At 60.1% G+C, this 13,583-nt stretch carries 12 protein-coding genes; 4 read left to right on the top strand and 8 right to left on the bottom strand.

Annotation, left to right across the window (positions count from 1 at the left end):
• Nucleotides 1–74: 74 nt before the first annotated feature.
• Together FHS83_RS01640 and FHS83_RS01635 are read right to left on the bottom strand one after the other, a co-directional pair.
• On the bottom strand, nucleotides 75–698 hold the full coding sequence (locus FHS83_RS01640) for an OmpW/AlkL family protein (RefSeq protein ID WP_167080223.1): 624 nt from the start codon (nucleotides 696–698) through the stop codon (nucleotides 75–77).
• 212 nt (nucleotides 699–910) lie between these two features.
• Complete coding sequence (locus tag FHS83_RS01635) at nucleotides 911–1,681, bottom strand: NAD(P)H-dependent oxidoreductase (protein ID WP_167080221.1); 771 nt, start codon at nucleotides 1,679–1,681, stop codon at nucleotides 911–913.
• 90 nt (nucleotides 1,682–1,771) lie between these two features.
• Here FHS83_RS01635 and FHS83_RS01630 point away from each other — a divergent pair, with 90 nt between their 5' ends.
• A complete protein-coding gene (locus FHS83_RS01630; protein ID WP_167080219.1) occupies nucleotides 1,772–2,668 on the top strand; it encodes a LysR family transcriptional regulator in 897 nt (298 codons plus the stop codon).
• Here FHS83_RS01630 and FHS83_RS01625 read toward each other — a convergent pair.
• Complete coding sequence (locus tag FHS83_RS01625; protein ID WP_167080217.1) at nucleotides 2,640–3,152, bottom strand: MarR family transcriptional regulator; 513 nt, start codon at nucleotides 3,150–3,152, stop codon at nucleotides 2,640–2,642. The genes FHS83_RS01630 and FHS83_RS01625 overlap by 29 nt on opposite strands.
• A 58-nt stretch (nucleotides 3,153–3,210) precedes the next feature.
• On the opposite strand from FHS83_RS01625, the gene FHS83_RS01620 reads away from it, so the two are divergent.
• On the top strand, nucleotides 3,211–4,158 hold the full coding sequence (locus FHS83_RS01620) for a quinone oxidoreductase family protein (RefSeq protein WP_167080215.1): 948 nt from the start codon (nucleotides 3,211–3,213) through the stop codon (nucleotides 4,156–4,158).
• On the opposite strand, the gene FHS83_RS01615 is transcribed toward FHS83_RS01620, so the two are convergent.
• The 5 genes from FHS83_RS01615 to FHS83_RS01595 all read right to left on the bottom strand — a co-directional run bounded on the left by FHS83_RS01615 (nucleotide 4,155) and on the right by FHS83_RS01595 (nucleotide 12,074).
• Complete coding sequence (locus tag FHS83_RS01615) at nucleotides 4,155–5,261, bottom strand: saccharopine dehydrogenase NADP-binding domain-containing protein (protein WP_167080213.1); 1,107 nt, start codon at nucleotides 5,259–5,261, stop codon at nucleotides 4,155–4,157. The genes FHS83_RS01620 and FHS83_RS01615 overlap by 4 nt on opposite strands.
• Nucleotides 5,262–5,332: 71 nt before the next feature.
• Nucleotides 5,333–7,549 carry a transferrin receptor-like dimerization domain-containing protein gene (locus FHS83_RS01610; protein ID WP_167080211.1) on the bottom strand — a complete coding sequence of 739 codons (2,217 nt, stop codon included), beginning with the start codon at nucleotides 7,547–7,549 and terminating at the stop codon, nucleotides 5,333–5,335.
• Nucleotides 7,550–7,787: 238 nt separating this feature from the next.
• Nucleotides 7,788–9,434, bottom strand: a complete 1,647-nt coding sequence (locus FHS83_RS01605) for a family 43 glycosylhydrolase (protein ID WP_167080209.1) — start codon at nucleotides 9,432–9,434, stop codon at nucleotides 7,788–7,790.
• 415 nt (nucleotides 9,435–9,849) lie between these two features.
• Nucleotides 9,850–10,704: a DUF6615 family protein gene (locus tag FHS83_RS01600; RefSeq protein WP_167080207.1), complete on the bottom strand. Its 855-nt coding sequence runs from the start codon at nucleotides 10,702–10,704 to the stop codon at nucleotides 9,850–9,852.
• 425 nt (nucleotides 10,705–11,129) lie between these two features.
• On the bottom strand, nucleotides 11,130–12,074 hold the full coding sequence (locus FHS83_RS01595; protein ID WP_167080204.1) for a GlxA family transcriptional regulator: 945 nt from the start codon (nucleotides 12,072–12,074) through the stop codon (nucleotides 11,130–11,132).
• A gap of 107 nt (nucleotides 12,075–12,181) precedes the next feature.
• Here FHS83_RS01595 and FHS83_RS01590 point away from each other — a divergent pair, with 107 nt between their 5' ends.
• Both FHS83_RS01590 and FHS83_RS01585 read left to right on the top strand, forming a co-directional pair.
• Nucleotides 12,182–12,991, top strand: a complete 810-nt coding sequence (locus FHS83_RS01590) for an SDR family NAD(P)-dependent oxidoreductase (protein WP_167080201.1) — start codon at nucleotides 12,182–12,184, stop codon at nucleotides 12,989–12,991.
• Between the two features lie 26 nt (nucleotides 12,992–13,017).
• The gene (locus tag FHS83_RS01585) at nucleotides 13,018–13,560 is read left to right on the top strand and encodes a carboxymuconolactone decarboxylase family protein (RefSeq protein WP_167080199.1); all 543 of its coding nucleotides are present in this window, start codon (nucleotides 13,018–13,020) and stop codon (nucleotides 13,558–13,560) included.
• Nucleotides 13,561–13,583 lie beyond the last annotated feature (23 nt).

Here is a 13,583-nt window from a genome sequence, read left to right as displayed (position 1 = left end):
GCCTTTCGGGCCTTTGCTTGGTTGTGATTTTTTGCGGAAAAGACCGAAGACCATGATGGATGTCCTCTCCGCGCCTAGAAGCGCACACCGATGCCGGTGCCGATCAGCCAGGGATTGATGTTGACGCTCGCGGTCACCGGCGCGCCGGTGAAGGAGGCTTGCGTCGAAAGCCACAGCCGCTTCACATCGATGTTGAGGAAATAACGCTCGTCTTTATCCAGTGCGATGTCGGTGCCCGCCTGCAGCGCAAAGCCCCAATTATCGGTGGTGCGCAGCTTGCCGAGCGGGCCGGTGGAGCGGTCATAAAAGAGCGTGAAATTGGGGCCCGCGCCGAGATAGGGCTTGAAAGCGCCGATTTGATCGAAGTGATATTGCAGTGTCACCGTCGGCGGCAGGAGCCAGACATTCGCAAGCTTGGTCGAGCCATTATAATAGATGGCGTGCTTGTTGGTGCCCGCGATGGCCTCCACCGACCAATGGGGCGTGAAGAAGTAGGTGATGTCCGCTTCGGGAATGACGGTATCGGTGATGGAGACCTTGCCGCCAATGCTGACGGTCGATGAGACATCCGGCACGACCTCCACCGCGCGCAAGCGCAAGAGGATTGTTCCCGCCTCATAAGGCTCTGCCGTAGCAGCCGTGGTGAACGCGAAGAATGCCGCAAAAACCGCAAGCACTCGATAATACAAGCGTGTCATGGATTTTCCCCTCAACAACAGATCGTCATGTACTTTGCGCCGATAATGTCTACAGGAAAAATAGAAATTAAACGGCGGACGCATTTTTTGCGTGATTGCGAGGCTTTTGCGTATAGCCCGGGCAGGGGCTGTAAATCTTTGCGCGGCAGAGGGATTCCGTTTGGAACCTTCATCTCTGCCGCGCCGCCAGCGTAAATCCGCCGCAGGGTGACTTATGCGATATGTGCCGTGATGCCGGTAAGGCCGGGAGGGATGTGATCGGCCATGGTGTGGCGGTCGGGGAAGTCGCCGCCATTCTGCTTGCGATAGGCGATGGGCGTTTCGGTGAAAAGTGTTTTCATCCGCGCGCGCATCGCTGCCTTTGCGGCCTCTACGCTCTCTTCCGTCAGGCGTGAGCTGCCATAGACAGCCTGGAGCGGCAGTACCTCCATGCCCGGGTAAAATAGCGCGCCATGGGTGAGCGGGAAGAGCAGTTGATCCAGCGGGCCATTGATGCCGCGCGGGCCGTAATCGGCTTCAGGCCCGCCGGTGGTGACGGAAACAAGCGCGCGCCGCCCGGCAAAGCCGCCTTCGCCATAGCGATGGGTGTTGCCCGCATTCTGATAGCCATAGGCGAGGCCATAAGCCCAGACGCGATCGATCCAGCCTTTCAGGATGGCAGGCATGGAGAACCACCACAGCGGAAACTGCAAAATCAGCGCGTCGGCCGCCAAAAGTTTTTCTTGCTCGGCGGCGATGTCGGCGGGCTGGGTGCCGCTCTCGCGCGCATGGCCGGATTCGCGCGGGAAGCTAAGGCGTTCGGGATTAAGCCGCTCGGGGAAATCCTCCGGCCCATAGACCGCTTTCCAGCCCATACCGTAAAGATCTGAGGTGAGCACCCTATGGCCTTCGGCCTCCAGCGCTTCCTTCGCGGTGTCTGCCATCTGGCGGGTCAGCGAATTGGGATCGGGATGGGCGAAGACGATATGCACGGTCTTGGACATGGCGGGCTCCGGGGTGGCTTCACGAAGCTAGAATTGGGCGCCTGGAATGTATTTGTGAAATTGTCTTCGTTTTGATCTACTATTCATCTCATGGATAGTTCTCGGCTAGACCTGAATCTGCTGGTGACGCTGGAAGCGCTGCTTGCGGAACGTAACGTCACCCGCGCCGCCGCGCGGTTAAAGCTCAGCCAACCCGCCGTTAGCGCGCAACTAAAGCGCCTGCGTGATCTTTTCGGTGATCCCTTACTGATCCCGGCACATCGCGGCATGACGCCGACCGCAAAAGCGCTGGAGCTGTTGGAAGAGTTGCGCCCCGCGCTGGATCAGGTGCGCGGCACGCTCGCCCAGCAGAATTTCGATCCCGCCAAGGCGCGGGCGACGTTCTCGCTTGCCTGTTCGGATTACACCCAAAGCGTGGTTGGGGTGCCGCTGGTCTTGCGCTTGCGCAAAATCGCGCCGCATCTGCGCTTGTCATTACGGGCGCTGGACCCAGCGCGCATTGAAGAGCATCTGGCGCGTGGCGAGGCCGACCTGGCCTTGATGACGCCGGAACTCGCACCGCAAGGCTTGCGCTATCGCACCCTGTTCGAAGAACGCTATGTACTTATCCTGCGCAAAGCCCACCCCAAGGCGAAGCTAAGCCTGAAGGACTATCTCGCGCTGGAGCATGTGATGGTGTCGCCCAGCGGCGGGCAATTTGCGACGGCGGTGGATCAAAGCCTTGCTGCGCAGGGGCTGAAACGCTCCGTGGTGCTGTCGGTCGCGTCTTTCCTGATCCTGTTCGATATCGTGGCGCGCACCGATTTCGCGGCGCTGGTGCCGGAACGGTTGGTAAAGGGCCGCGCCTCTGAGTTCCGTGTGCTTGAGCCGCCTTTGCCGGTGGCAGGATTCTCCGTCGGCATGGTCTGGCATGAACGGGGTCACAGCCATCCCGCGCAACGCTGGCTGCGAGAGACGATCATCGCGCTGGCGAAGACGGCGCCTTAACTGGCGTTCCATCCTGCGCGGAGAAGCTGTCCGCGAATTTCCGGGTCAGCTGTGCCAGGGCATCAATCTCATGGCTGGGCCAGTTCTCGAAAATGGCCCCGACCAACTGATCGCGCGCCAGATCGATGCGGTCGGTCATCGCCTTGCCTTTGGCGGTGATCACGGCTTGGCGCAGCCTGCCATCAGCGGCATTTTTCACGCGTTTCGCCAAGCCGAGGCTTTCCAGCTTCGCCACTTGCCGGCTGACCGTGGTGTGATCGCGCCCCACCCTGTCCGCAAGCTCCACCACCCCAATCGGCCCGAAACGCTCGATGCAGACCAAAAGCGGGAAAAGCCCTCTTTCCAGGGAAATTCCGGCCTTCTGGATCATGATTTCATCGCGCTGTGGGCGGTTTATGGCTGCTACGATATCGAGCAGGGCGCCGTGCAGCAGGCGGATTTTTTCCCGCATATGTGTATTTTGCACGCTTTTCCTTGACGCCATCCGCTCTCTCCATATATGTGCAATATACACATATCACGACCGGACGAAAGGCACCGCCATGAAAGCCGCGATCATCCAAGCCGCCGGACAAGCCCCCGTTTATGCTGATTTCGCTGATCCTGTGCCGGTGGAAGGCGAGGTCCGCATCCATGTCGCGGCAGCCGCGCTCAGCCATTTGGCGTTCGGGCGGGCCTCTGGCACCCATTATAGTTCCGAAGCGCGCTTTCCCTTTGTTCCCGGCGTGGATGGGGTAGGGCGCCTCGAGAGCGGCCAACGGGTCTATTTCATGCTGCCGCGCGCGCCCTTCGGTTCCATGGCTGAATACACCGTCGTGCCCGAAGGCCAGTATCTGCCGTTGCCGGATGGGCTGGACGATGTATTGGCCGCCGCGATGGCCAATCCTGGAATGTCCTCCTGGGCGGCCTTGCGCGAAAGGGCGGGGCTTAAGCAAGGCGAAACCGTCCTCATCAACGGCGCAACGGGCATTTCTGGGCGCCTCGCAATTCAGATCGCCAAACATCTCGGTGCCGCGAAGGTGATCGCCACGGGCCGCAATCTCGAAGCCTTGAGCGCGCTTGGCGCCGACATCACCGTTCCGCTGGTGGAAGATGAAAAAGCGCTGGAAGATCGCTTTCGGGAGGTGTTCACCGAGCGCGTCGATGTGGTGATCGATTATCTTTGGGGGGAGAGTGCGCGCAGTCTCTTGATCGCTGCGGCGAAATCCGGCCCTGAGCGGGTGCCGGTTCGCTTCGTGCAGGTCGGTTCGATGGCGGGCGATGAAATTGCTCTGCCTGCAGCCGTGTTGCGTTCCTCGTCCATCCTGATGATGGGAAGCGGGCTTGGCAGCGTTCCGCGCGAGAAGCTTATTGCCAGTATCGGCGATGTCTTGAACGCCGCTGTGCCCAGCAATTTTCAGGTCGTGGCGCGTAAGGTGGCTCTGGCGGATATCGCGCAAGCCTGGTCCGCCAAGGACAGCAGCCAGCGTACGGTGTTTGTGACGGCTTAATGCGTCGTGCTGCGTACCTTCACGCCCATGCGCTTCATATCGGTGAGAAGGCGGCGGGGTTCGGCGATATGGCCCATCATCCACAGCCCGGCGCGCCGTCCCATGCCTTCGAGATATTGCAGCAGCATGGCGGTGACCGGAATGGCGGTCAGCTCATAAGCATCGCGATGTGAAACGGCGGCTTCGAAATGGGTCGGCTGGCCGGCATGCAGCCCGCTCGCCTGCACGATCAGTTCGGTGCGATAAGGTGCCTTCTGAAAACGGCGCATGCCCCACCACAGATAGCGCCCGATAGGTCGGCGCGCGGCAGGCGCCATTTTCAGCGCCGCAATGGCGGTGGGATAGACCACCCAGTCGGTGAACCAATGGCCGCCCGCCATGAAGAAGCCGGTCTCCTTTAGCGAGGGATACATTTCCGGCAGCGGGTGCAGCTCCTCAAAGAACATCGAATAGCTGTCGCGGGTGCCGATATCGCCGCCGAAGGCGATCTTCTTCATGTTGAAGACGCCCGGTATGGTCCAATGCTTGTGGGTGTAAATCTGCGGCTGGTAATTGCGGAAGACCTCCACCAGCTCGTCGACGGAATCCGTATACGGAATGTCCTTGTCGATGGAGAGGTAGCAGGCCGTGATTGCCGTTTCGATCCGGTCGAACTGCTCGGCAGCATAGCGCACCAAAAGCGAGGGCAGGCCGGGATGAAAGCCTGCCTCGGTGATGAAACAGCGCCCGGCCTTGGCGATTTCATATTCGAGGGTGCGAAGAGTGGCGAGTTTCTGCGCCCCCAACTGGATGTCGAGATAATCAAGCCCGAAGAGCAAAGCGTGGCGCGCCACCATCTCGGTATATTGGGTGGTGGGCGAGGCGACGACGACAATCTGATGGCCCGGCATCGCCGCTTTTAACGACTCCGCATCGCCTGCCACCGCGCGCACGGCGAGAAGCCGCTCGGGTTGATCGCGGCCCAGATCAGCGGCGAGTTCCTGCGCCTTTTCCAGGCGACGGCTGGCGATGGTGATGATGGCGTCGGAGCGTTCCAGAAGGTGGCGCACGATCAGCCGCCCGGTCATGCCGGTTCCGCCCAGGATCAGAATCTTCGCCGCCATTGTCACGCCCCAAGACCGTTACTGCTTGCAGACCCTTACACGGCCTGCGCGTCAGAATTTATACGCCCCTTTTAAGGCTCTGACAGCAGCGCCGTCGCCGCGTCGAGCCGCGTCGCATAAGCTAAAAGCGCGCGCGCCGTTACGGGGATATAGGTTTTGGTCTCGGCCCAGTTTTCCTCTTCGATGCCTTCGCGCACGGCGGGAAGGGTTTTGACGCCATAGCCTGTCTGGCGCCCCGGCGCGTAAATGAGATGCTTGTACCAGGGCCGCCCCGGCAATCCGTCCTCGGGGGCCAGAGTCTGATCGATGGTGAGCATCACTCCGAACAGCTTTTCGCGCTTGGCCTGGGAGAGGCTGGCGCCCGCTTTATCCAGCGCTGCTTCATAAGCTTTGGCAGACACCGTAAGCTTATCGCTCGCCGCATCCAGCGGGGCGAAATCGATCTCCGGCACCGGCGCCAGGGCGCGGGGCGGCGCACTCGGCTTGGTGGGATCGGCGGTAAGGGCAAAGACGCCATCTTTCAAAAGGCCCGCCTGATGTTCAGCCGCCTCACGCTTCTCGTTTGCGAGATGCTTCACCTGTTTCACATAAAGCGCGACGGAATCCGCGAAAGCCTTGGGCCGCTGCAAAGGCAGATCGCTATCGGCGGCAGCGAGCACCATGCGGCCCGCGGTCTTGGCCAGAAGTGCGTCATAGACAAAGCCAGGATCGACAAAGCGGGCGTGGTGGTCATAGGAATCGTAGATGGAGTGGTAGATGCCGCCCCAGATCGCTTCGCCGCCATAGCCAAGATCGAGGGCGGGAATGCCGAGATGCTGCAGGAAGCCGGTGTAATCCGATCCCGTGCCCAGCGCTTCGATCGGCACTACCGCTTTGGGATCGGCAGCGGCTTTGGCGGCGAGCTTGGCTTCTTCCTTGTCGCGCCCTTCGCCAAGCCGGAGCTTGGCCCGCAGACGCGCATCCACAGAGACCTTGGTTTCGGGATCGGTGACGCTGGCCGCCGCTGCGCCGACAAAGGCCGAGAAATCCTGGCTGCCTGCAGCTTCGAGGAAGCCGCGCGCATTGGTGTCGGAGTTGATGTAGAGGACGGTCTTGGCTTTCAGTTCGTCGGCATGATCCTCGGCCCATTCGGTGGAGCCCAAAAGCCCCGGCTCTTCGCCATCCCAGCTCGTATAGATGATGGTGCGCTTGGGTTTCCAGCCGGACTTCACCAGCTCGCCAATTGCTTTGGCTTCCGCCAGCACGGCGATGTGACCGGCTTGCGGATCGGTGGCGCCGAAGACCCAGCCATCATGGTGATTGCCGCGGATTACCCATTGATCGGGATAAGTCGAGCCGTCGATTTTTGCGATCACGTCATAGACGGTTTTCAGACTCCAATCCGATTTCACCGCCAGATGCACGGTGGCGGTGGAAGGGCCGACGCGATAGGTGATCGGCAGCCCGCCGCGCCAATTGGGCGGCACCACTTGGCCGTTGAGGCTCGCGAGCAGCACCTTCGCATCGCCATAGGAAATCGGCAAAGTGGGGATTTTCAAGATGTTCGGTGCGGTCTCGCGCGTCAGCCGCGGCTTGCTGGGACCAGCGACAAACCCCGGCGTCAACGGATCACCGGAAGAAATCGTAATGTCCTGTACCGAGCCGCGCTGGAAACCGCCAGCGGGCCGCGCCGGGCCCTTGGGATAGACGCTATCGACGCTATAGCCATCATCGCGTGGATCGGAATAGATCAGGCAGCCGATGGCACCATGCTCTTGCGCGAGACGGGGCTTGAGGCCGCGCCAGCCCTGGCCATAGCGCGCGATCACGATCTTGCCCTTGACGCTGATGCCCATGCGGGCCAGCGCCTCGTAATCATCCTTCATGCCGTAATTGACATAGACCAGCGGCGCGGTGACATCGCCATCGCCTTGATAGGCGACATAAGCGGGCAGCCATTTGTCTTTCGGCTTGGGTGTTTCTTTGGTCCAGGGCTCGTTCAGCGTCGCCTTGAAGACTTTCTTGGCCGAAATCAGCTCGACGCTTTCGGAAATCGGCGTCGGATAAAGCACGTCGTATTTTTCGATATGCGCATCCCAGCCAAAGGATTTGAACTTCGCCAGCGTCCAGTCCGCGATGGTCTTGTTGAAGGGGGAGCTCACCTGGCTCGGCTCGTTGGTGAGGAATTTCATCCATTGGCCCATCTCGGTGGGGCTGATGGAGGCGTCGAGTTTCTCAGGAAGCCCTGGCTCGGCAATCGCGGCGGTGGTGGAGAGGAGAAACGCGGTAATCGCGAGAATCTTGCGCATAGGGCCCCCTAAAACCGGACCGACCCGCCTCACTCTTCTTCCGTCATGGCCGGGCCCGACCCGGCCATCCATCTTTCTTCTCGGCGGGCGAGAGACTGGATGGCCGCCTCAAGGGCGGCCATGACGAATGGGAATGCGCTGCCCCATCCGGCACCTGTGAAGCCCAACCATAACAAGACAGGCGCGACACAGAAGGAAAATCTGCATCGCGCCTGTGCAAAACTCGGTGTGCTGATTTTTACGGCAGCGCCCGGTATTGGAAGTTGCGGAAGCGCGCCGCCCCCGCCACGGACGCGAACAGCCCCGGTTTCAGCATCAAGAAGCCGTTGCGGACATTGTGGTGATAGCCCGAAACCTCCATGCCCCGGTCATAACGCTTCCAGGTTTTGCCGCCATCGCCAGAGGTGAAAATGGAGACGATATGGCGGTCGTTCCTGATCTTCATCAGAAGCCGCGCGCCATGCGGATTCGCCGGGCGAGAGCGATCCTGCCCATATTGATGCACTTGGAAGTTTTTGGCGTCGAAGGAGAGGCCGCAATAAAGCCTGTCGTCATAGAAGAGCACCAGCCCTGCGCGCGCGCCGCCCGTCACCTCGATATCGCATTGCACTTCATAGGCCTGATCGCCCACCACCATCAAAAGGGGCGAGGAATCCTTCGGCGTGGTGCCTGCGGCTTGCAGCACCAGCCCATCGCCATCGCGCGATACGCGCTGCATTTCCGTGGGCGCGGGGCGGAAGAAATTCCACACCGTGCCGGTGCGGTCGGTGGAAAAATCATCCGAGAGCGGCAGGCCATGCGGTTGCGCGAGACCCGCCGTGCCTTTGGGCTTGGCAATCGGCTTCGATAAATCGCCGCCGCCGATCTCGAACCAGCCATCCTTGGTCCAGGTCACCGGTGCGAGCAAAGCCTGACGACCGAGCGTCCAGTAGCCATTCTCATAGCCGTGATAGATGCTCCACCAATCCCCGCCCGGCCCTTCGATCAGCGAGGCATGGCCGCGCGACCACCATTTTTCGGCGGTGGACACCGTGCGCACCAAAGGATTGCCGGGATGGTTTTCATACGGCCCGCCGAGCTTTTCGGAGCGCGCCGCGATCACCATATGGCCGGTTGGCGGGCCCGCCGTGCCGCCCACCGCAGTGACGATGTAATAGTATTTGCCGTGCTTATAGACCTTGGGGCCTTCCGGCGAGAAACCCTCCACATCCCAATCTTCGGGATAATGCCAGGGGTCATAGATATGCTCGGGCGCGCCGACGCAGGATAATCCGTCCTCGGACAATCGCACCCGGTCGCCGCCGGAAAGAAACAGCCAGCGCGAACCGTCCGTATCCTGAAAATGGCAAGGATCGATATGGGTGGTGAGGCCGAGATCGATGGGCTCCGACCATGGTCCGGTGATCTTGTCCGCCCAGATGACATAGATGGAGGTCTTGGTGCCGGGCGAGGTCGCCTTGGTCGGGATGTAGAGATAATATTTGCCGTTCGCCTTCTCCAGGCTCACCGCCCAGACCGAACCGATGTTCTTCTTCAGCGCCGCGGTGATCGGCTTCCAGTTCACGAGGTCGCGCGAATGCCAGATGGTGCAGCCGGGATAAGCCTCGAAGGACGAGAAGGTCATGTAGTAATCCGCGCCATCCTTCAGGATCGCCGGATCGGGATGATCGCCCGCCATGATCGGGTTGAGAAAGAAGCCATTGCCGAGATCGGCCTTGCGCTGACCATCGAAGCTGGTGGCATAGGCGGGGGTGGCGGCGGGCGCGCCCTTCGCTGAGGTCTTCGTGTCGGCGGCTTTAGCTTCCGCGCGCGCGCCCAATCCCAGCGCCCCAAGCGCGAGCGGGCCTAACCCCAAAGCTTGCAAAGCCGAACGGCGGCTGGTCATGGCTCCTCCAGATATTCTTTTGTGCGTCAGGATATTCTTTTGTGCGCCAGGCTACGGCCCCGGCGTCCCCGCACCTAGCCCCATTCTGTCCACCGGTGTCAATTTCAGCGACTGCGGCAAAGGCGGGGCTAACGGGGATGTGATGGAGACGTCGGTGAGGGGCGAGCTGCAGCGTGCAGATTCGCTCCCCACTTTTCTGCCCCCCGTTTTTTCACGGGGGGAAGTGCCCCGCAGGGGCGAAGGGGGGCGGCTGGGCGAGACTGTGCATGACGGGGATGCGAAGCTTCTTTCCCTCGCCCCCTTGAGGGAGAGGGGCGATTGCCTTGGGCTTACGCAGTAAGTCCTCAGGCAATCCGGGTGAGGGGTAAGCCTTCTGCGGATTTAGGCTCATAGACTTGATTAGGTCGTCGGGAGCCTAAAAATCTCCGACGTATGTTTGAAGGAGTTTGCTTACGCCAAATTCCTCTGAGTGCCGCTCAGCCTTTTCGCCGAAAGGCGCTTGGGCGAAAGGCGTGCGATCTTTGAGGCCCTGAAGTTGCCTGTCGGGAGGGGGAATGGTGTTGAGTTCGTCAATGGTTGGAAATTGGCGGATGATTTGACGTGTGACTTCACCGGCGGTGGCAGCGGTAGGCGCCAAACTAGATTTAGCCCTTATGAACTCTAGTCTTTCAGACATAAGCACATTTTTCGCGAATTCATACCTTTCGGGCTTCAACAAGTAATGCCATGGAATGCACTGCTGTTCTATGTCGGAAAGCTGTTTGGGCATCGTAAGCTTAACCACTTCGGCGGGCGCCAGCAAACACCCATATTCAAAAGGAATAATTCCGTTTTGCTGTGGGGGCACCTTCCAAATGTTATTCTGATTGTTCGATGTGTAGAAGCAATAGACTGGCATAGGTTCGTCTGGTGCAGCTTTTACCCCACGAATTAAGAGGTCAATCTGTTCTTCTTCTGATGATCTAATTTTATGCGGTATCCTTAGAATCCCGTTCTTCTGAAGGCGCTTGGCTTGAATCCTCATCCGAAATATGCGGTGACGACCAATTATGTGCCACTCCCAGTCGGCACCAATCAGTGACTCTTTTTTCTTGGTAAAAGTCTTCAGGCGTATAATTTCGGGATTTCGCCGCCTTAGCTCCAGCAAATTAGTTTCGGTTATCGTTTCTTCGCCATAGCTCACATGCACGTCTTCCTGATGCGCGAATTCCAGATTTTGGGATGTCGCATGACCGAGTTCTAGTAGGGTTTTGAGTAATTCAGCGAACATCGTGAGCCTTAGTATTTGTCATCAAAGTAAATTTCGTATGTTTTCCACTCATGGCTTCTGCTCCCTAATACCTTAGAGAATTTCGTTCCGCCATATTGCAGCGTCCGCCTCCACCTCTTCATTGATGCGGTCTAGTCCCGCCCGCATCTCGGTGCGGCCTAGTTCGACGCGTGCGCACAGGAATGCATCATAAGCGCATTCGTCTTCCTCGCCTTTCGCCATATTCCGACCCCGCCGTGGCGAATCCAGTTGCAGCTAATATCGCTCCGCTATCATCTTGAAACCAATCCCGTCAGCTTCCCACATTATGTGAGCTGTTTGACCGCACTGGTGTTTCGCGATTGCGGCGAAGGCCTCCCTTCGGCGCTGCGCGCCACTTCCCCCGTGAAGGACGGGGGCAGAAATGGAACGTGCTTCCCGTCCTCTCACACCGCCATTCTTGCACTCCGCCGTATCGTCTGCGGGGGCTGGCCGTAGCGGCGCATGAAGGTCTCGCGCATACGGCGGAGGTCCTGAAAGCCGGTTTCCTGCGCCACCGTCTCTAAGGGGTGCGTGGTTTCTTCGAGCAGGATGCGCGCTTGTTCGAGGCGGAGCTGCTCCACCGCCTTGGCGGGGCTTTGGCCGGTTTCGATGCGAAAGGCGCGGCTGAACTGGCGCGGGCTGAGGCGCGCAACTTCCGCCAATTCCTCCACCGAAAGCGCGTTCTTCAAATGCTTCCTCGCATAGATCAGCGCGTTCTGAATGCGGTCGGTCTTGGGCGCGAGTTCCAAAAGCTCGCTATGCTGGCTTTGCCCGCCCGCGCGGCGGTGATGCATCACAAGCTTATGCGCGACCGAACGCGCCACCTCCGCGCCCAAATCCTTTTCGACCAAGCCCACCGCAAGATCGAGCCCCGCCGTCAGCCCGGCCGAGGTCCAATAAGGCCCTTCATTGATGAAGATGCGGTCGTCTTCCACCGTGATCTCGGGAAAGCGCGCGCGCATCTCCTTCGCATAGAGCCAATGGGTGGTGGCGCGCTTGCCGTTCAAGACGCCGGTTTGCGCCATCAGGAAACCGCCGGTGCAAAGCCCCGCCACGCGCCGCGCCCGCTTCATCGTGGTCTTCAGGGTTTTGATAGTGTCGGGCGGCAGATCATCGGGCGGCAGCGTGCCGGCGAGCAGCATCAGCGTGTCTATGTTCTTGAGGGCGGCGAGCGGCTTGGTCTCCACCTTGAAACCCAACGAGGTCTCCACCATCCCGCCCGTCAGCGAGACGAGGTGGACGGTATAAAACGCTTCTTCCGTCACGATATTGGCGAGTTCGAAGGCGGTCTGCACCCCCAGCGCCATAACCTGGAAACCGGGGGAAACAAGCATGGCGACATGAGGCATTTGGGGTCCGAATTCGGGATGTCCTAAAAACGTAGCTTATACGTCATTTGAGACATGAGCAAGCGGCCCCATATTCCTCGGTATCAACCGGCCAACAGGAGCCCGCTATGACCAACACCCCTTATCTTGGAACCGCCGTCGTCACCGGGGCTTCGACCGGGATCGGTGCCATCTATGCCGATCGCTTGGCCCGCCGCGGCTATGACCTCATTCTTGTCGCCCGCGGCAAAGACAAGTTGGACGCGCTCGCCCGCCGCCTCAGCGATGAAACCGGGCGCGCGGTGGAAGTGCTCGCCGCCGATCTTTCCGACGATGCCGACCTTCGCCGCGTGGAAGCGCAGCTGCGCCAGGACGCCAGCATCACGCTTCTGGTGAACAACGCTGGCATCGGCACGCATTCCACACTGCTCGATAGCGATGTCGAGCGCATGGACAAGATGGTGCGCCTCAATGTGCTGGCGCCGACGCGGCTGACCTATGCCATCGTGCCCGGCATGGTGGCGCGGGGCAAAGGCGCGATCATCAACACCGCCTCCATCGTCGCCATCGCGCCGGAGCTTTTGAATGGCGTTTATGGCGGCAGCAAAGCCTTCGTGCTCGCTTTCTCTACCTCGCTGAACCACGAGCTTGCCGATAAGGGCATCCGCGTGCAGGCGGTTTTGCCCGGTGCCACCCGCACCGATTTCTGGGAATTGGGCGGCTTGCCGGTGGAAAATTTGCCCAGCGAAATCGTCATGCCCGCCAGCGAAATGGTCGATGCCGCTTTGGCTGCTTTCGATGCCGGCGAGCGCGTCACCATCCCCGCGTTGAACGACGTGACCTTGTGGCAGGCCTATGAAGCCGCGCGCAACGCGCTGAAGCCACATCTCTCCAGCCAGCATCCCGCCCCGCGCTTTGGCGTGAAGACAAACGCCTGAACCACCTCTCTGAAAGGAACATCTCCATGTCTAAGATCACTGCGCTGACCGATGCCGAAGTTTCGCCCGAAGTGGCTGCACGTTTCGCGCAAGCCAAAGCCGCGATGGGCAAGGTGCCGAACCTCTTGCGTGTCATGGCGCATGCCCCGTCGGTGCTCGATGTCTATCTCGACACCAAAGGCGCGCTCTCCAAAGGCGTCTTGAGCCCCAAGGTACAGGAACAGATCGCCATCACGGTCGCCGCCGCCAATGGCTGTGAATATTGCCTCTCGGCCCATACCGGCGCGGCGCGGGCGGTGGGCGTGAGTGCGGAAGATCGCGCCGCGGCACAGTTCGGCACGGTGTCGGATGCTAAAACGCAGGCCATTCTGGATTTGGCGCGGGTGATCAACGCCACCCATGGCAAAGGCGCCGAGGATGCGGTCGAGACGGCGCGCGTGGCGGGCCTCAGCGATGCAGAGATTCTGGAAACCGCCGCCCATGTCTCCATCAGCCAGCTCACCAACGCCATCAACAACATTGTCGGCACCACGCTCGATTTCCCCAAAACTGAAATCCTGGCCGCCTGATCCGTTTTCTTTGGAGACTTCCC

This window comes from Rhizomicrobium palustre (genome assembly GCF_011761565.1).
Taxonomy (GTDB): domain Bacteria; phylum Pseudomonadota; class Alphaproteobacteria; order Micropepsales; family Micropepsaceae; genus Rhizomicrobium; species Rhizomicrobium palustre.
The sequence above is the reverse complement of the archived record's forward strand: the minus strand, read 5'-3'. Positions and strand labels throughout refer to the sequence as shown.

What these genes read in the sequence shown, in the direction of transcription:
- FHS83_RS01640 (WP_167080223.1), bottom strand. Translation starts at nt 698, where the DNA reads ATGACACGCTTGTATTATCGAGTGCTTGCGGTTTTTGCGGCATTCTTC.
- FHS83_RS01635 (WP_167080221.1), bottom strand. Translation starts at nt 1,681, where the DNA reads ATGTCCAAGACCGTGCATATCGTCTTCGCCCATCCCGATCCCAATTCG.
- FHS83_RS01630 (WP_167080219.1), top strand. Translation starts at nt 1,772, where the DNA reads ATGGATAGTTCTCGGCTAGACCTGAATCTGCTGGTGACGCTGGAAGCG.
- FHS83_RS01625 (WP_167080217.1), bottom strand. Translation starts at nt 3,152, where the DNA reads ATGGCGTCAAGGAAAAGCGTGCAAAATACACATATGCGGGAAAAAATC.
- FHS83_RS01620 (WP_167080215.1), top strand. Translation starts at nt 3,211, where the DNA reads ATGAAAGCCGCGATCATCCAAGCCGCCGGACAAGCCCCCGTTTATGCT.
- FHS83_RS01615 (WP_167080213.1), bottom strand. Translation starts at nt 5,261, where the DNA reads ATGGCGGCGAAGATTCTGATCCTGGGCGGAACCGGCATGACCGGGCGG.
- FHS83_RS01610 (WP_167080211.1), bottom strand. Translation starts at nt 7,549, where the DNA reads ATGCGCAAGATTCTCGCGATTACCGCGTTTCTCCTCTCCACCACCGCC.
- FHS83_RS01605 (WP_167080209.1), bottom strand. Translation starts at nt 9,434, where the DNA reads ATGACCAGCCGCCGTTCGGCTTTGCAAGCTTTGGGGTTAGGCCCGCTC.
- FHS83_RS01600 (WP_167080207.1), bottom strand. Translation starts at nt 10,704, where the DNA reads ATGTTCGCTGAATTACTCAAAACCCTACTAGAACTCGGTCATGCGACA.
- FHS83_RS01595 (WP_167080204.1), bottom strand. Translation starts at nt 12,074, where the DNA reads ATGCCTCATGTCGCCATGCTTGTTTCCCCCGGTTTCCAGGTTATGGCG.
- FHS83_RS01590 (WP_167080201.1), top strand. Translation starts at nt 12,182, where the DNA reads ATGACCAACACCCCTTATCTTGGAACCGCCGTCGTCACCGGGGCTTCG.
- FHS83_RS01585 (WP_167080199.1), top strand. Translation starts at nt 13,018, where the DNA reads ATGTCTAAGATCACTGCGCTGACCGATGCCGAAGTTTCGCCCGAAGTG.